Annotated in this window: 16 protein-coding genes and 1 pseudogene; 9 read left to right on the forward strand and 8 right to left on the reverse strand. The window is 64.7% G+C overall.

All coding sequences use genetic code 11. The features are described 5' to 3' along the window. Positions 1-56: 56 nt before the first annotated feature. A complete protein-coding gene (locus ACOKS3_RS11890; RefSeq protein WP_422764667.1) occupies positions 57-1,157 on the forward strand; it encodes an NAD/NADP-dependent octopine/nopaline dehydrogenase family protein in 1,101 nt (366 codons plus the stop codon). After that, positions 1,154-2,170, forward strand: coding sequence for a 3-hydroxybutyryl-CoA dehydrogenase (locus ACOKS3_RS11895; protein ID WP_422764668.1), 1,017 nt, complete (start codon positions 1,154-1,156; stop codon positions 2,168-2,170). The genes ACOKS3_RS11890 and ACOKS3_RS11895 overlap by 4 nt, the downstream gene beginning before the upstream one ends. Here the strand turns inward: ACOKS3_RS11895 and ACOKS3_RS11900 are convergent. The 7 genes and pseudogenes from ACOKS3_RS11900 to ACOKS3_RS11930 all read right to left on the reverse strand — a co-directional run bounded on the left by ACOKS3_RS11900 (position 2,132) and on the right by ACOKS3_RS11930 (position 10,135). After that, the gene (locus ACOKS3_RS11900) at positions 2,132-2,887 is read right to left on the reverse strand and encodes a methyl-accepting chemotaxis protein (RefSeq protein WP_422764672.1); all 756 of its coding nucleotides are present in this window, start codon (positions 2,885-2,887) and stop codon (positions 2,132-2,134) included. The two genes, ACOKS3_RS11895 and ACOKS3_RS11900, sit on opposite strands and share 39 nt — an antisense overlap. 102 nt (positions 2,888-2,989) lie before the next feature. Then, positions 2,990-4,264: pseudogene (locus ACOKS3_RS11905) on the reverse strand (methyl-accepting chemotaxis protein); the annotation flags it as partial. 280 nt (positions 4,265-4,544) lie between these two features. Next, positions 4,545-5,843 carry an MFS transporter gene (locus ACOKS3_RS11910; protein WP_422764669.1) on the reverse strand — a complete coding sequence of 433 codons (1,299 nt, stop codon included), beginning with the start codon at positions 5,841-5,843 and terminating at the stop codon, positions 4,545-4,547. Positions 5,844-5,865: 22 nt separating this feature from the next. Further along, positions 5,866-7,110 (reverse strand): OprD family outer membrane porin, encoded by a 1,245-nt coding sequence (locus ACOKS3_RS11915; RefSeq protein WP_422764670.1) that lies wholly within the window; start codon positions 7,108-7,110, stop codon positions 5,866-5,868. Positions 7,111-7,284: 174 nt separating this feature from the next. Further along, a complete protein-coding gene (locus ACOKS3_RS11920; RefSeq protein ID WP_463581490.1) occupies positions 7,285-7,776 on the reverse strand; it encodes an aromatic-ring-hydroxylating dioxygenase subunit beta in 492 nt (163 codons plus the stop codon). Next, positions 7,776-9,059, reverse strand: a complete 1,284-nt coding sequence (locus ACOKS3_RS11925) for an aromatic ring-hydroxylating oxygenase subunit alpha (protein ID WP_463581485.1) — start codon at positions 9,057-9,059, stop codon at positions 7,776-7,778. The genes ACOKS3_RS11920 and ACOKS3_RS11925 overlap by 1 nt, the downstream gene beginning before the upstream one ends. Positions 9,060-9,211: 152 nt before the next feature. Next, complete coding sequence (locus ACOKS3_RS11930) at positions 9,212-10,135, reverse strand: LysR family transcriptional regulator (RefSeq protein WP_103446923.1); 924 nt, start codon at positions 10,133-10,135, stop codon at positions 9,212-9,214. Between the two features lie 517 nt (positions 10,136-10,652). On the opposite strand from ACOKS3_RS11930, the gene iacA reads away from it, so the two are divergent. The 7 genes from iacA to ACOKS3_RS11965 are packed head-to-tail and all read left to right on the forward strand — an operon-like array spanning position 10,653 to position 16,251. Then, entirely contained in the window at positions 10,653-11,822 is a 1,170-nt protein-coding gene (gene iacA / locus ACOKS3_RS11935) for an indole-3-acetate monooxygenase (protein ID WP_103446922.1), read from the forward strand. 17 nt (positions 11,823-11,839) lie between these two features. Then, positions 11,840-12,202: a hypothetical protein gene (locus tag ACOKS3_RS11940; RefSeq protein WP_060513271.1), complete on the forward strand. Its 363-nt coding sequence runs from the start codon at positions 11,840-11,842 to the stop codon at positions 12,200-12,202. Positions 12,203-12,217: 15 nt separating this feature from the next. After that, the gene (locus ACOKS3_RS11945; protein WP_463581486.1) at positions 12,218-13,501 is read left to right on the forward strand and encodes an aromatic ring-hydroxylating oxygenase subunit alpha; all 1,284 of its coding nucleotides are present in this window, start codon (positions 12,218-12,220) and stop codon (positions 13,499-13,501) included. Continuing rightward, on the forward strand, positions 13,501-13,992 hold the full coding sequence (locus tag ACOKS3_RS11950) for an aromatic-ring-hydroxylating dioxygenase subunit beta (RefSeq protein WP_463581491.1): 492 nt from the start codon (positions 13,501-13,503) through the stop codon (positions 13,990-13,992). The genes ACOKS3_RS11945 and ACOKS3_RS11950 overlap by 1 nt, the downstream gene beginning before the upstream one ends. Positions 13,993-14,002: 10 nt before the next feature. After that, positions 14,003-14,734, forward strand: a complete 732-nt coding sequence (locus ACOKS3_RS11955) for an SDR family NAD(P)-dependent oxidoreductase (RefSeq protein ID WP_422763057.1) — start codon at positions 14,003-14,005, stop codon at positions 14,732-14,734. Between the two features lie 48 nt (positions 14,735-14,782). Continuing rightward, positions 14,783-15,742, forward strand: coding sequence for a PDR/VanB family oxidoreductase (locus ACOKS3_RS11960; RefSeq protein ID WP_422763058.1), 960 nt, complete (start codon positions 14,783-14,785; stop codon positions 15,740-15,742). An 11-nt stretch (positions 15,743-15,753) separates the two neighbouring features. Further along, on the forward strand, positions 15,754-16,251 hold the full coding sequence (locus tag ACOKS3_RS11965) for a flavin reductase (RefSeq protein ID WP_103446926.1): 498 nt from the start codon (positions 15,754-15,756) through the stop codon (positions 16,249-16,251). Positions 16,252-16,280: 29 nt separating this feature from the next. Here the strand turns inward: ACOKS3_RS11965 and ACOKS3_RS11970 are convergent, their stop codons facing one another. Continuing rightward, complete coding sequence (locus ACOKS3_RS11970) at positions 16,281-16,760, reverse strand: MarR family winged helix-turn-helix transcriptional regulator (RefSeq protein ID WP_079228674.1); 480 nt, start codon at positions 16,758-16,760, stop codon at positions 16,281-16,283. Positions 16,761-16,900: the final 140 nt, after the last annotated feature.

The raw sequence follows: 16,900 nt of genomic DNA on the forward strand, positions 1-16,900 counted from the left end.
CGGGCAAACGCGTGATGGCTAGCATCGGCCTACCCTACACACGCGGAGCTCCACCCATGCAAATCACTGTTCTTGGCGGCGGTCACGGCTGCTATGCAGCGGCTGTCGAGATGGCCGAGCGCGGCCATGCCACTCGCCTGTGGCGCCGTGACGCTACGGCCCTGAAAACCCTGCAGGCGATTGGCAGCCTTACCGTGCGCGATTATCGCGGCACCCGCCAACTGGCCCTCGGCGACAACCTGCACCTGGTCGGCGACCTGGCCGAAGCGCTGCAGGGCGCGGACCTGGTGATCATCCCCTTGCCGTCGACCAGTCACCCGGCGCTTGCCGCCGAAGTCGCGCCATTGCTCGGCGCTGGCCAGGTGGTGTTCCTGCCGCCCGGGACCTTTGGCAGCTATGTGTTCGCCAAGGCCATGCGCGACTGTGGCAACCACGCCGAGGTGGCCTTTGCCGAAACCGGCACTTTGCCCTACCTGGTGCGCAAGCATGGCGCCGACCAGCTGGTGATCAGTGCTTACGCCACGCGCCTGCCGACCGGCGTGTTGCCCAGCCGCCTGTCGGCGCATGCCTTCAGCGTGCTGCGCGAGGCCTACCCCAGTGTCGAGCCGATCGAAGATGCCCTGAGTGGCGCATTGATGAACGCAGGGCCCGTCATTCATCCGCCGCTGATCCTGATGAATGCCGGGCCGCTGGAGCACTTCGAGTCGTGGGACATCCACAACGAAGGCACCCAGCCGTCGATCCGCCGGGTGACCAATGCGCTGGATGCCGAACGCATGCGCGTGCGCGAGGCGCTGGGCTACCCGGCGCCGCACTTCCCCTTGGCCGACCACTACAACACCGACCAGGGCGATGAGTGGATGTATGGCCGCGGCGCCCATGGCAAGCTCACCGACAGCGGCGACTGGCGCGAGAAGATCGACCTGCAACAGCACCGCTACATGCTCGAAGACACCCGCCTGGGTCTGTCGCTGCTGGTCTCGGTCGGGCGCTGGGCCGGCGTGCCGACCCCCGTGGCGCAGGGCTTGCTGGCCTTGGCCTCGGCAGTGACCGGGCGTGACCTGTATGGCGAAGGCCGCACCTTGGAAAACCTCGGCCTGGCGGGGCTCGACCGCGAGCGGATGGCGGCCGTGCTGCGTGACGGTATCGCGCCATGAGCGGGCCATTGCGGCACATCGCTGTGGTCGGTGCCGGGCGGATGGGCGAGGGCATCGCCCTGGCCTTTGCCCAGGCCGGCGTCCAGGTCAGCCTGATCGACCTGAAGGCCCGGCAGGCGCAAGCTCAGGCCAGCTACTTCGAGGTGGTCAGGCGTAACCTTGGCGTCGAGGCGCAAAGCCTGGTGGCCCTCGAGCTGATCGGTACGCAGCAGGCCGAGCGGCTGTTGTCGCGGGTTCAACTGCTGACACGGGAGGAGGGCGGCCAGGCGCTGAAAAGTTGCCGGTTGGTGTTCGAGGCGGTGCCTGAAGTGCTCGAGGCCAAGCGCGAGGCGTTTGCCTGGATCGACGGGCAGGTTGCGGCGGACGCGATCATCGCCTCGACCACTTCGACTTTCCTGGTGACCGAGCTGGCCGACATGGTCAGCGCGTCCGGGCGCATGGTCAACGCCCACTGGCTCAACCCTGCACACCTGATGCCGCTGGTGGAAGTCTCGCGCAGCGCCGCAACCAGCGAAACGGTGGTCGCGGAGCTGCTGGCCACCTTGCAGGCCATCGGCAAGGTGCCGGTGTTGTGCAACGCCACCCCCGGCTTCATCGTGCCGCGCCTGCAGGCGCTGGTGATGAATGAGGCGGCGCGCATGGTCGAGGAGGGCGTCGCCAGCGCCGAGCAGATCGACCAGGCCGTGCGTACCGGCTTTGGCCTGCGCTTCTCGGTACTGGGCCTGCTGGAGTTCATCGACTGGGGCGGTGGCGACATCCTGCACCACGCCTCAAGTTACCTCAGCCGCCACTTGGGCGAGCGCTACCAGGCGCCGGCGTCGGTGCTGGACAACATGGCCAGCGGGCGCAACGGCCTGCGCGATGGCGTGGGGTTCTACGACTACCGCGAGACCGACATCGACGCCTACCGCCATGGGCGCCTGGCGAGCCTGGTGCAGCGCCTGCACCAGGGCGGGCTGGCGCCGCGCTTTGCCTCAGGCCTTGAAGCGCTCGATCAGCCCCTGCTGCTCTGACGCCAGGTCGTTCAGCTGCTGGCTGATCCCCGCCGAGCGCTCGGCCTGGCCGGACAGCGAGGCGGTGACATCGCGCACCGCCTCGACGTTGCGATTGACCTCTTCGGCCACGCTGCTCTGCTGTTCGGCAGCGCAGGCGATCTGCACGTTCATGTCGGTGATCACGCTGACCGCCTGGCGAATCTGTGCCAGTGCCTGCAGGGCCTGGCGCGCCTGCTCGGCATTGGCCTGGGCCTGCTGGTAGCTGTGCTGCATGGCGCCGGTCACTTCATGGGTGCCGTTGCGCAGGTTGTCGATGATCGCGCCAATCTCTTCCACCGAGGCCTGGGTGCGTTGGGCCAGGCCGCGTACCTCGTCGGCGACCACGGCAAAGCCGCGACCGGCGTCACCGGCACGGGCGGCTTCGATCGCCGCATTCAATGCGAGCAGGTTGGTCTGTCGGGCAATCGACAGGATCACCTCCATCACCGCGCCGATCTGCTCGCTGCTTGCGGCCAATGCATGCAGGCGCTGCATCCCCTCGCTCATGCCAGTGGCCAGGGCCTGGATGCCCTGGGTGGTGCTTTCGATCACCTGCACGCCGGCACCGGTGGCCTGATCGGCATGGCGGGCGGCCTCGGCGGCTTGCGCGGCGCTGTGGGCCGATGCCTGGGCGGTGGCAGACATTTCGTGCAGGGCGGTGGCCATCTGCTCGATCTCGCGGAACTGCTGCTGCATGCCCGCGCTGGTCTGGCTGGCGATGCGCGCTGACTGGTCGGCGGTGTCGCGGGTATCGCGCACTCCGCCCTGGACCTGGGCAATCACCGGTTGCAGGCGCTCCAGGAAGCGGTCGAAGGCACGGCTCAGGCGGCCCAGCTCATCCTTGCCGGGGTAGGCCAGACGGCGGGTCAGGTCACCGTCGCCTTCGGCAATGTCTTCGAGCAGGTAGGCGACTTGCAGCAGCGGGCGGCTGACGCTGCGTGCGGTCAGCCACATCATCGCCACGCCCAGCAGGGCAATGCCCAGGCCCAGGCCGACCTGCAGGGCCAGGCTGTGCAGGCGCTGGGTGCGCATCTGTTCCTGCAGCACGGTCACCGGCGCGCCGAGCACATCCTTGCCGACGCTGACCAGCACGGCCCACGGGCTGGCTTCTGGCAAAGGCTGGATCGGCACCAGCATGCGCATGTGCCCGGCATCCTCGAAGGCCTGCGTGTGGCCTGCGGCTGCGGCGTCGAGCATGGCCGCGGCCTGCTCGGGGTGGCGTGCCTTGAACAGCGTACCGAGGCGTTCGGGTTGGTTGCTGTCACCGGCCAGCAGCCCGGCCGTGCTGACGATGGCGATATCGCCCTGGCCGTCGTACAGCGCTGTGGCGGCTTTCTCGGCGTCGCGCTGCAGGGTCGCCAGGTCGATGTCCAGGCCGAGTACTGCCACCACACGGCCCTGGTCGATCAGTGGCAGGGTCAGGCTGGTGACTAGCCGTGCGGTGCCACTGGAACTGTCGACGTAGGGTTCGAGCAGGCACGGTTTGGCGCTGGCTCGCGAGCAGCTGAAGAACGCATTGAACGGCGCGCCACTGGGGCCGGGCGAAGTGTCGGCGAGCAGTTTCTCGTCGCCAGGTACGGCCTGCAGCTGGCCGGGGCCAGGTTGCAGCCAGTACAGGGCGAAGCGGCCCTGGTCGTTGCTGCCAAGGTCCAACCGGCCGGGGAAGTCGGCATCGTGGCCGTCCAGGGCGTTAGGCTCGAAGGTGATGAACAGCCCCAGCAGTTCCGGGCGCCCGGCCAGGGCATCGCGCAGCACCTGGGTGAGGTCGCGACGCAGCTCGACCGGGGGCAGGCCTGCACGTTGGCGCAGATGCATGACCTGGCGGCCCACGCCTTCGGCGAAGGTGTAGGCGCGATTGAAACCCTGCTGGATCTGCAGCGCCTGGGCCTGGCCCTCGGCGCGCAGGTTGCTGCGTGCGGCGGCCAGCAGCATGTCGCTGGCGCTGCTGCCGACCTGATCTTCGCTACTCTGGCGCTGGTACAGGGCCAGTGTAGTGAGGAGCACGACGACGGCAGCCAGGCACAGGCTGGCGAGCAGGGTGATCTTGTTGTGGATGCTCAAGGCGTTGGTCATGTTGTTGTTTTCCGCGACGCGAGTTGGGCTCGCGGCAGGCTACCGGGGTGCAGCGCAGGGCGGAATGGCTGGAGAGTAGATTGGCAGGCAGGGGCAAGAGGTTGGCACGGGAGGGCAATAGTGGGGGGGCTGGCGGGTGCCAGGTTCGAGGTTTTCAGCGCCTGTGAGATCGAGCGCCGCCCGCGCGGCGCTCGATCTCACAGACGCCACAAAACCCAAGGCATGCAAAAAAGCCCGGACCCTCCCCGCACGGAAAGGCCCGGGCAAAACCGGAGCAAAACTAGGCTTTGGCCTGTGGCTTGATGCTGATCACCGCCAGGGTGGTAATCGCCCCCATCACTACCAGCATCACCGATACCGGCCATGCATCCTTGTACAAACTGAACAACGCCGTCGCCGCCAATGGCGCCAATCCCCCGGAGAAGATCGAGGCAATCTCGTGCCCCATGGCCAACCCGGAATAGCGCACCTTGGGCGGGAACAGCTCACCCATCAACGCCGGCTGGGTGCCGATCATCGCGCCATGACAGAAGGCCATGCCCAGCAACGCCGCCAGGTACACCCACACAGGCGAGTGGGTATCGAGCATCCAGAAGAACGGAAAGGCCAGCACCATCAAACCGACCGAGCCGATGGCATACACCACCCGCCGGCCGATGATATCCGACAGCCAGCCCCAGAACACGATGGTGCCGGCCTCGACGATCATCGCCACCATCACGCTGGCCAGCACCAGTTGGGTGTCCAGCCCGGTGAACTTGGCGTAGGCGATGGTGAAGGCCAGGAACAGGTAGGCGCTGCCGTTCTCGGCAATGCGGATGCCCATCGCCTGCAGCACCGCCTTGGGGTGCTTGCGCAGCACTTCCATGGCCGGCATGTGCTCAGGCTTGTCCGGTTGCGCCTGTTCTTCGACGAATTCCTTGCTCTCCGGCAAGCGCCGGCGGATGTACACGCCAACCCCGAAGATCAGGATGCTGGCCAGGAACGGCACACGCCAGCCCCAGCTCATCATGGCTTCATGGGGTAGCATCTGCACCAGGTAGAAGGCTGCCGCCGACAGCACAAAGCCGCCCGACACGCCCAGCTGGCTCCAGGCCGCATAGAAACCGACGCGGTCCTTGGGGGCGTTCTCGCTGAGCAGCAGCACGCCGCCGCCCCATTCACCGCCCGAGGCTACACCCTGCAGAACGCGCAGGATCACCAGGCATGCCGGGGCCAGGTAACCGACCTGCTCGAAGGTGGGCAGCAGGCCCATGGCGAAGGTTGCCGCGCCCATGATTGCCAGGGTCATCACCAGGGCCTTCTTGCGCCCGGCCTTGTCGCCGATGTGGCCGAAGATCAGGCCGCCCAGCGGGCGGGCGAGAAAGCCCACGGCAAAGCCTGCGAACGAGGCCAGGGTGCCGAGCACCGGGTCGGTGCCGGCCGGGAAGAACAGCGGGGCGAAGATCAGCGCCGCCGCCGTGCCATAGAGGAAGAAGTCGTACCATTCCAGGGCGTTGCCCAGCACCGAGGCGATGACGATGCGGCGCAGGGTGCGTGGGTCGGTATCACGGCTGATGCTGGTGTTGAGGTTAGTCATGAGTCATCTCCATGCGGGCCACTCACCAGAACTTCCAGGTGTAGGAAGTGATGAAACGGTATTCGGTGTAGTCGTTGCCGTACTTCTGCTGGGTACGCATGTTCTTCAGGTCGAACGACAGGTCCTTGAGCGGGCCGCTCTGGACCACGTAGCTGAGCATGATGTCGCGCTCGCTTTCCTGGTCGCGAGCAAGGCCCGGGCCGCGATCGACGTCGGTGCCCTTGATGTAGCGGGTGAACAGCTTGAGGCCGGGGATGCCCATGGCCACGAAGTTGTAGCCGTAGCGCACCGACCAGCTGCGCTCGTCCGGGCGAATGAAGGGGATGCTCGCCCAGTTCGGCAACCACAGTTGCGGCACGTAGCCGTTCAGGGTCGGGAACACCGTGTCGCCGGTCATGCGCTGGTAGCTGGCGCCGATCATGTGGCCGCTCTTTTCCAGGGTCACCAGGCCGAAGTAGGCGCGGTTGTCCACCGGGCCGCTGCGCGCGGCGCCGTCTTCGCGGTTGTTGAAGTAACCCACGTCGGTTTTCAGCTGGTAGCCGTCGGCGAACTTCAGGGTGTGCTTGATGCCACCGTAGTCCTGCTTGTAGATGTCGTTGAGCACGCCGTGGAAGTAGCTGCCCTGCAGGTCCGGGGTGAAGTTGTAGGTGGCACCGGCGAAGTCCAGGCCGTCGCTGTCCAGGCTGTCGTTGGTGCCATACCGGTACAGACGCTCGTGGTTGGACGACTCGCGGGTAACGATCGACCAGAAGCGCCCGCCGACCAGGGTCAGGTTGTCGATGTCGCGGGATTCGATCACCGCGCCCTGGTAGATGGTGTCGAGCTGGCGGCTGGGGTCGTTGGAGGCGACCGGGTAGAACGGCTTCTGGTCGCCGATCCTCACCTGGGTCTTGGCGTATTTGAGTTTCAGTGTCGCGCCGCCACGGCTGTAGTCATCGGCGGCCTGCTGGCGGTGCTGGCTGAACGGCAGCGAGCCATCGTTGCCGGTGGAGTCCAGGCGAAAGGCATATTGGCCATTGAGATCAAGGCCGACGGCCAGCGGGGTATCGGTATAGCCCGACTCGAACTGCAGGTCGAAGCCCTGCGACCAGTTGCCGACCTTGGACACCGGTGCACTGGAGTTGGTGAAATTACGGTTCAGGTAGAGGTTACGGAAGTTCAGCGACAGGTGGCTGTCATCTACCACGTCGGCGAAGCTGGTCAGGGGTAACACGGTGCCCACACACAAGCACAACGTTTTCGCACACAACGGCCATTTGAGTTCCATGGGATAATCCTGGAAATGTGATCAGTACAAGGTCTGGGCAGTCGTTCAACTGGGCAGAGGTGCTCTGCAGGTCTGTGGCCCGCTTGCCTGTCACGTATTGTTTTTGTTGTTTTTAGATATCCAGTACCGGGCGCTTGCTACGCGCCCGGGAACAGCACAAGAGAAAGCATGACCTCAGAGGATGTAGCCGATGCCGGCGAGGGCATCGTCGCTGTTGATCAGGCTGATCACCTTGCGGTGGATCTTGAAGCCGCCTTCGGCACGGACCAGGGTGTAGGTCAGGTCAGCGGTGTAGTGCTTGAGGCTTTCCTTGCGGAACTCGCGGATGTTCTGCGCGGCACGCACGGTGACGTTGACGCCGTCATCGGCGAGCACACGGAAACGCGAGAGGGTGCGCACGGTGCGTGGTTGCGGGCTGGTGGAGATCGACTCGCCACCGATCAGCCGCTGCACGCGCAGGCCGCGCATGTGGTGGTCGTCGTAGGCGTAGTTCAGCGTGTTTTCGAAGTCCGTCTCTTTCGGGTCGATCGGGATGATGTAGGTCCCTTTCTCGGTCCACAGGCTCAGCCAGGTGTCGTATTCGCCGTGGTCGAGCATGTCACCTTCCTGCCAGAGGAACGCAGTTACCTCATTTAGCAGAGGCAGGTTGAGCAGATTCAGGTTCATCATTTGGCCTCCGCCGCCATCATCTTCTTCCACTGCTGGTAGGCCGCACGCATGCCGGTTTCGGCACTGACGTCGGAGACCAGGCCGTCTTCGCTGGGCTTCTCGCCCGGCAGGCCGCGGTTGAGCATGATCCACAGGTTTTCGCCAGCATTGGCGCCTTTCTGCACCCGTTCCCAGGCCTCGGAATCGTCCGGGGTACCGAAGCCCATCGGGCCCTGGAAGTGTTCGTGCAGACGCAGGCGGTAGCGGTTGGCCGCAGCCGGGCCGCCGTCCATGGTGATCACCGAGTGGTGGATTTCCGTTTCCGTGACCGAGATCGGTTGCAGCACACGGAAGAACGCCATCGAGCAGGCGACGTTGGGGAACAGGTTGAGGTTGAAGCCGGAACCGCCGACGGCGCGGACGATGCGGCGTACCTGCGGCTCCTCGATGCCTTCATCGCGCAGTTCCGCAGCGAGGCTTTCGAAGCGCTCGGGGATCGGCTTGTCGAGGTCGGCTTCCAGGTCCACCAGCTCGGGGATCATCACCATCACGCTGTGGCCGTTGCCCAGATCTTCGACATAGCCTGGGCCTTTGACGAAATCGAACAGCTCCAGGGTCTGCTCGTCCACCGAGGACAGGAAGCTCTTGTGCACCAGCGGGAAGTGGTAGGCGTCGGTGGTGTTTTCCAGCTGGATCTTCCAGTTGCCAGGGAAGCGGAAGCGGTGCTCGCCCGGGACCTTGATGCCATAGCCGGCGCCCTGTTTCATGAACAGGTCCATCCACTTCTTCGCCGCACCGAGGAAGTCTTCCAGCGGTTCGATGTCGTCCTTGAAGGTGGCGAACACCATGCCGGCGTAGCTTTCGGTGCGCAGGCTGACCAGGGGCAGCTCGGCCTTGTCGATGCAGTCGCCGTAGCTTTCCGGGTGCGGGATGCCGCGCAGCGAACCGTCGAGGGCATAGCCCCAGCCGTGGTACGGGCAGACGAAGCTGTTGGTCTTGCCTTTCTTGTGCTCGCATACCGTGGCGCCGCGGTGGCGGCAGCGGTTGAGCAGCACGTTGATGCCCTTCTTGCGGTCGCGCACCACGATCACCGGCTGCTTGCCGACGTAGGTGGTCTTGTAGCTGCCGGCCTCCGGGACTTCGCTCTCGTGGGCGACCCAGATCCAGGTGCTGTGGAAGATCTTTTCCAGCTCGGCGTCGAACAGCGCCGGGTCGGTGTACAGGGAGGTATGGACGCGGTCGGGCTGCACCAGCTCGGCCGGGTCGACCGTCAGGTTGACGGCGGGGATCAGGTTGCTCACGGGGGTCACCTATGCAGGGCGATTTCTTATGGGAGCAACGTAAAGGGCAGGGGGGATGGGCTCAATGACAGCCGCGGGCAATGTCGTTGCGTTATGTGCAACAACTCCAAAAGGCAAGCGCGGCTCCCACAGGGTTTCGCGCCAGCTTCCGGTCAGGTGTTAGCCGCCATGCGCACCGCCCTGGCCATCTCTGTCGCCAGCTCGCGGCTCAACCCATCCAGCGTGCGCCCGCGGCGGGTGACGATCTGGATATCGGTCGCATTCATCGCCGGGCAATCGATCGCCAGTGCCTTGAACGTGCCGTTCTTGAGCTCATCGATGATCGGCAGTTCGGCCAGCAGGGTGGCGCCCATGCCGGAGCGGACGAAGTCGAGAATCACCGCCAGCGAGTTGGACGTGAGCGTGGGCACGATGGCGAATGGCTGGTCCTTGCACGCCGCATCCGCCAGTTCGCGCACGCGGAAGTCGGCGCCCGGCAGCACCAGCGACTCTCGCGCCACTTCCTCCAGGCTGACCGTGGTCCGCGCGGCCAGGCGGCTGTCGCGGTGCACGATCATGCGCAACGGCTGGGCCAGGCTGTACAGGCGGGTCAGGCGGGCGGTGGCGCTGGGGGCGAAGATCACGCCCAGGTGCGCCTCGTCGGCCAGCACCCGGCGCTGCACTTCCAGCGAGGGTGCACTGATGATCTCGGCCTTGTGCGCGCCATGGGCATGCAGAAAACCCTGCAGCGAATTGATCGCCCGGGCACCCAGCAGGCCTTCGCCAATGGCGATCACGGTCGACGCCTGCTGCTGACCGCGCAGCTGATCCAGGCGATTGACCAGCTGGGTGTGCTGGCGGATGCGCTCGACGTAGTAGTCCACGGCCGCCTCGCCGGCAGCCGTCAGGCTGATGCGGTGGGTGCCGGGGCGGACCAGTTCGATGTCCAGTTCTTCTTCCAGCCGGGCGATCTGCCGGCTGACCGACGAGGTGGCGACGCCCAATGCTTCGGCGGCGGCGCGCATGGAGCCCTTGGCGTGGCTCAGGTGCAGATAGCGCAGGCGATGGTCCTGCAAGTCGATGTGGCGGGTGGGCATGGCCTCGACCTCGGGGTAATCACGGCAGGCATTGGCATGTCCCCATCGATCCTGGCGGGGCGTTTGCTGTTGTTTTTATGGGGTCGGCTCTGGTGGCCGGCCTTGTGGCGCTCCTTGCCTGGCCATCCTACACCAGCTTTTTTCTCTCCGGAATCATGTGAAAAGTCGACTAAAAATTTTTCGTTATATCAGCGTGGATGGTTAGTTTTTTCGTCGATTTCTCGTGGCCCTTCACAGCTCTAAAAATCGTTATTAATCAATTGTATAAGTGCATTTTTGTTTGTTTGCAGGATGCTAGACGAGGCAGCTGAGACGATTTTTAGCGTGAAAATTCAATTGACAATTCACGTAATCGACCGCAAATTTTTGTCACCGGCACCCAAAACAAGAGAGACAGAACCATGCCGCCCGACCCAGCCTTTGCCCCCCTGCGTGGCCGCTGCTCGTCCTCGCCGAGCCTGGCCATTTCGCCGCCTGCCAAACAACACCAAAAACGCGCCTGAGACGGAGAATGTCCATGGATTCGCTTTGCCTGCGTGCCGCGCCTGTGTCGGCGCTCGCCTCTGGACCTGCCTTCGAGGCCTTGCTTGACGGGGTGCGTGAGCGTGCCCGCCTGGGCGAGTTCGATCGCCAGCGCCACATTTCCCGTGACGTGATCGATGCCTTCAAGGCCCACGGTGTATACCGCGCCCTGGTACCGAAACGCTTTGGCGGGCTGGAATGCTCGCCGGGTGCCTTCTGCGAAATGATCGAGCGCATTTCCCATGCCGACGGCTCGGCCGGCTGGGTCGCCAGCTTCGGCATGAGCCCGGTGTACCTGGCGGCGCTGCCGCTGGAGACCATCGCCGAGATCTACGCCAACAGCCCCGACACCGTGTTTGCCGGTGGCATCTTCCCGCCACAACCGGCCGAGGTGGTGCCGGGCGGCTTCAAGGTCAATGGCCGTTGGAAGTACTCCAGCGGCTCCATGGGCGCCGACATCGTCGGTGTCGGTATCGCCCCGCGTAACGGCGACAAGCTCGACCTGCCGCGCCTGGCGGTGCTGCCGCGCAGCCAGGCGCGCATCGAGGAAACCTGGGACACCGTCGGCCTGCTCGGCACCGGCAGCCACGACCTGCTGGTCGAGGACGTGGTGGTCGGCGAGCAGTGGACCTTTGTCCGCGGCGGCAAGCCCAACCTCGACGAGCCATTCTTCCGCTACCCGTCGCTGTCGTTTGCCACCCAGGTGCTTTCTGTGGTCGGCCTGGGGATTGCCCGCGCCGCGCTGGACGAGCTGTCGGGCATGGCCAGCGGGCGCATCTCGGTCACCGGGGCCCCGGCGCTGGCCGATCGCCCACTGGCCCAGGTCGACGTGGCCAAGGCCGAGGCGGCGCTGCGTTCGGCGCGGGCGTTCTTCTACGAGTCCATCGAGCAGGCCTGGGAGCACGTGCTGGCTGGCGACCCGGTACCGGTCGAGGTCACCAACCTGCTGCGCCTGTCTTCCACCCATGCCGCACGTGTGGCCGCCGAAGTGGCGCGCAGCGCGCAGATGCTCTCGGGCATGACCGGGATCTACAACGAAAGCCCGCTGGCCCGCTGCGTCAACGACGCGCAAGTGGTCACCCAGCACGCCTTCATGGGCGACGTCACCTACCAGAACGCCGGGGCGATGTTCTTCGGCAAACAGCCCCTGCCGGGCTACCTGTAACTTTCGGGATTACTGACATGAGCGATAAGAAAGCCTTGCGCGTGCTGTTCTGCATGGGCATCAACCAGAACTTCTTCGACGCCCCGCGTGAGGAGCAACTGCAGGTGTGGGCCGCGTTCAGCGCGATGTGGAACGGCATCCACGACCTGGCGGGGGTCGACGTGCTGGGCAATATGGATGACGACCAGAGCATGGTCGGCCCGTCCGACGGCTTCCCCTGGACCACCTACCTGCTGGCCGACGTGCCGGACATCGAGACCGTGCACGCCGCCTGCAACCTGTTCCGCACCACCGCCGTGGGCGAGGGGCCGTACAAGCTGTGGCGCTACGCCAAGGTCGAGGCCCGTGTCGGCCGCGAACTGATCATCCAGCGCGCCTGATTCGAGGACCATGCCGTGACCAACCTGATCCCCGCCGTCAACCTGACGGTCGACCCGGCCGAGCTGGTGCAGCCCGACCGCGTCCATACCTCCCTGTACACCGACCCGGCGCTGTTCGACGCCGAGCTGGAAAAGATCTTCCACAGCACCTGGATCTGGGTCGCCCACGAGAGCGAAGTCCCGGAGGCCGGCAGCTACAAGACCACCTACGTCGGCAAGCAGCCGGTGATCGTGGTGCGCGACCGCAAGAAGGGCATCAACGTGCTGCTCAACCGCTGCCGCCACCGCGGCGCCACGGTATGCGAGCACAAGAAAGGCAAGACCAACAGCTTCGTCTGCCCGTACCACGGCTGGGGCTATGCCCTCGACGGTTCGCTGCGCGGCATCCCGCACCCGGAAAGCTACGGCGACTGCATCGACAAGGCCGAGCTGCCCCTGGTCAGCCTGCGCACCGAAAGCTACGCCGGCATGGTGTTCGCCACCTTCAAGGACGACATCGAACCGCTGGAAGACTTCCTCGGTGCGGCGAAGAAGTGGATGGACCTGTTCATGAAACAGGGCGCCGGCTATGGCATCAAGGTCCCGGGCGAGCACCGCTTCCGCTTCCCTGGCAACTGGAAGATCCAGCTGGAAAACACCACCGACGCCTACCACTTCCCGCTGGTGCACAAGAGCTTCCTGTCCTCGGTGGACGAGCAGACCCTGGAGCTGTTCGATTTCGTCAAAGGCCCAGGCTATGTCGAAGATCTGGGCAACGGCCACAGCGTGATGGTGATGATCCCCGAGCTGGTGGACCTGGAAGCCGACCTCGACAAGCCGATCCCCGAGCGCTTCGAAAGCCTCGCTGCGGAACTGCGCGATGAAGGCATCGAGGAGCCGCAGGTACGCCGCATCGTCCGCGCCGTCGGCGGTTCCGGCTTCAACCTCAACCTGTTCCCCAACGTCGCCTGCTCGATGGCGTTCTTCCGTGTGCTGCAACCGATCTCGGTCACGGAAACGGAAATCCACCACTCGGTGATCACCATGGACGGCGGCCCGGCTGCGGCCAACCGCTACCGCCTGCGTCTGCACGAACACTTCCAGGGCCCGATGGGCTTCGGTACCCCGGACGATTCCGAGGCCTGGGAACGGGTGCAGAAAGGCGCCAATGCTGGCGAAAACCTGTGGATCATGCTCAACCGCGGCCTGCCGGGCGAGAAGCCCAGCGAAGACGGCCTGGTCTCCGACGTCAGTGCCGAAACCGGCATGCGTGCGGCCTACCAGCAGTGGAAGAAGATGATGGCGGCGGAGGCCAAATGATGAACCTGAATCTGCTCAACCTGCCTCTGCTAAATGAGGTAACTGCGTTCCTCTGGCAGGAAGGTGACATGCTCGACCACGGCGAATACGACACCTGGCTGAGCCTGTGGACCGAGAAAGGGACCTACATCATCCCGATCGACCCGAAAGAGACGGACTTCGAAAACACGCTGAACTACGCCTACGACGACCACCACATGCGCGGCCTGCGCGTGCAGCGGCTGATCGGTGGCGAGTCGATCTCCACCAGCCCGCAACCCCGCACCGTGCGCACCCTCTCGCGTTTCCGTGTGCTCGCCGATGACGGCGTCAACGTCACCGTGCGTGCCGCGCAGAACATCCGTGAATTCCGCAAGGAAAGCCTCAAGCACTACACCGCTGACCTGACCTACACCCTGGTCCGTGGCGAAGGTGGCTTCAAGATCCACCGCAAGGTGATCAGCCTGATCAACAGCGACGATGCCCTCGCCGGCATCGGCTACATCCTCTGAGGAGCACGCCATGAACCAAGTCGCATTGGTAACCGGCGCCGGCCAGGGACTGGGCCAGCGCTTCTGCGCCCGGCTGCTGGCCGCAGGCTTCGATGTGGTGGTCTCGGACCGTGACCTGGCGCTGGCCCAGGCCACCGCCAAACAGCTGAGTGGCCGCACCCTGGCAGTCAAGCTTGACGTCGGCAGCAAGGCCGACTTCGAACAGGCATTGGCCCAGGTGCTGGAGCACTTCGGCGCCCTGCACGTGGTGGTCAACAACGCCGCCGTGACCAAGACCACGCCGCTGATGCAGATCAGCCCTGAAGAGTTCGACGCCGTGGTCGGCCTCAACCTGCGCAGCGTGTTCCTCGGCTGCCAGGTGCTCGGCGCGCACCTGGCCGAAGCCGGCTATGGGCGGCTCATCAACATGGCCTCGCTGGCCGGGCAGAACGGCGGCACCGCCACCGGCGCGCACTACGCGGCGAGCAAGGGCGCAATCGTCACCCTGACCAAGATCTTCGCCAAGGAGTTCGCCGCCCGTGGAGTCACCGTCAATGCCATCGCCCCTGGCCCGATCGACTCGCCTGCGGTACACGCCGCAGTGCCGGCCGAGCGTATGCAGGGCCTGCTGGCGAACATCCCGGTGCAGCGCCTGGGCGATGCGGATTTTCTTGGCGACCTGATCGTGCAACTGGCGCGGCCCGAGGCCTACTTCACCACCGGGGCGACCTGGGACGTGAACGGCGGCCTGTTCATGCGTTGATATTTTCCGGGGCGCCCACGCGCCCCTCTGTTAGGCGGGACACCGGCCATGAATGAACAACTGTTGAACGTAGTCGTGCGCAAGCGCGAGATCCAAGGGGCCGACGTGGTCGTGCTCGACCTGGGCCGGGCCGATGGCGCGGCGCTGCCAGCCTTCGAGGCGGGCGCGCATGTGGACATCCATGTCGCCCCGGGCCTGGTGCGCCAGTATTCGCTGTGCAGCGACCCGGCCGATGCCTCGGTGTATCGCCTGGGCGTATTGAAAGACCCGGCCTCACGCGGTGGCTCGGTGAGCGTGCACGACACCCTGCTGGAAGGGCACGCGGTGCAGATCAGCACCCCGCGCAACCTGTTCCCGCTGGCGGCCGATGCCCAACGCTCGATCCTGCTGGGTGGCGGCATCGGCATCACGCCGATGATCGCCATGGCCCATGCGCTGCATCAGCAGGGCGCTGAGTTCGAACTGCATTACTGCGGGCGCTCGCGCAGCCGCAGCGCCTTTCTCGATGCCTTGGCCAGCGCACCGTTCGCCGCCCGGGTGTTCACCCACTTCGACGACGAGGATGCGGCCCAGCGCCTGAACCTGGCGGATGTGCTCGGCAGCGGCACGCCCGGCACCCATATGTACACCTGCGGCCCTTCGGGCTTCATGGACTGGGTGATCGCCGGCGCGCGGCAGCAAGGCTACAGCGAAGAGCACATCCACAAGGAGTACTTCCAGGTCGAGGTCGACGCCAGCGGCGTCAGCTTCGAAGTGGTAGCCGCACGCAGCAACAAGACCGTGCAGGTCGCCGAGGGCCAGAGCATTCTCGATGCCCTGGCGCAGGTGGGGATCAAGATCGACATCTCGTGCGAGCAGGGCGTGTGTGGCACCTGCATGTGCGAAGTGCTCGAAGGCGAGCCGGACCACCGCGATGTGTACCTGACCGATGAAGAAAAGGCCGCGAACGACCAGATCCTGGTGTGCTGCTCGCGGGCCAAGTCGAACAAGCTGGTGCTGGATATCTGAGGAGCATGACCATGGTAGACGTATCGCAATTTCGCAACGCAATGGCGCTGCTCGGTGGCGCCGTATCGGTCATCACCACCGATGGCCCCGCCGGCCGCTTCGGCTTCACTGCCTCGGCAGTGTGCAGTGTGACCGACTCGCCGCCCACCTTGCTGGTGTGCATGAACCGCTCCTCGTATTCCAACGAGCAGTTCAAGGCCAATGGCGCGCTGTGCGTGAACGTGCTGGCGGGTACCCACCAAGAACTGTCGGGGGCGTTTGCCAACCGCAACCTGAACATGGACGAGCGTTTTGCCGTTACCGACTGGACAGTGCTGGAGAGTGGCGCACCGGTGATGCAGGAAGCCCTGGTGAACTTCGACTGCCGGATTGCCCAGGTGCATGAGGTGGGTTCGCACAGCATTTTCTACTGCGAGATCCAGGATATTCGCCACGGCGGAGCCGATGACGGACTGGTGTATTTCAACCGGGCCTATCACCGGGTGTGCGAGTCTTCAAAAGCTTGCTGAAAGCAGGGGCCGCTTGGCGGCCCCGGTAATCACAAGGTTTCGAGGTTGTGGAACACCACTTCCAGCATCTTGTTCAACCGCTGCACCTGCGCCTCGGTCAACCCCTTGAAGCTGCGCTGGAACAGCTCGCGGGTCACATCCTGCATGCGCTCGATGTTCTGCAGGCCGACCTCGGTGATGCGCACCTGGGTCACGCGCCCGTCTTCAGGGCTGGGCGCGGTGTCGACCAGGCCATCTTCCTTCATGCGGTAGACGATCTTGGTGATGGTCGACAGCTTGGCGATGGCGTGGGTGGAGATCTCGGAAATGCTCGATTCACCGTTCTCGTTGAGGATCCACAGCACGCGCCAGCGCGGCACGTCGAGGTCGACCTTCTTCAGCAGACGTTCCATGTTCTGGGTATAGCGGCCGTGCACACGGGCCAGCCAGTAGAAGGGGAAATCTTCCTTGCGAAATTCATCGCTGGCCGGGTCGTGATGGCTGTGGCCTTTGTTTTTCGAAGTGCTCATCGATTCACTACTTGTGCGGAAATAGTCGCGACATCATAGACCTTTCCGCGCATTTGACCACCGCAACCGTGCCAGGGATTACGGGAATGTTCAGTTGACATTTCCAGTAATTGATACGCATGTTCATGGCTGGGCCACGG

This window comes from Pseudomonas sp. HS6-2 (assembly GCF_049325675.2).
Lineage (GTDB): Bacteria > Pseudomonadota > Gammaproteobacteria > Pseudomonadales > Pseudomonadaceae > Aquipseudomonas > Aquipseudomonas putida_N.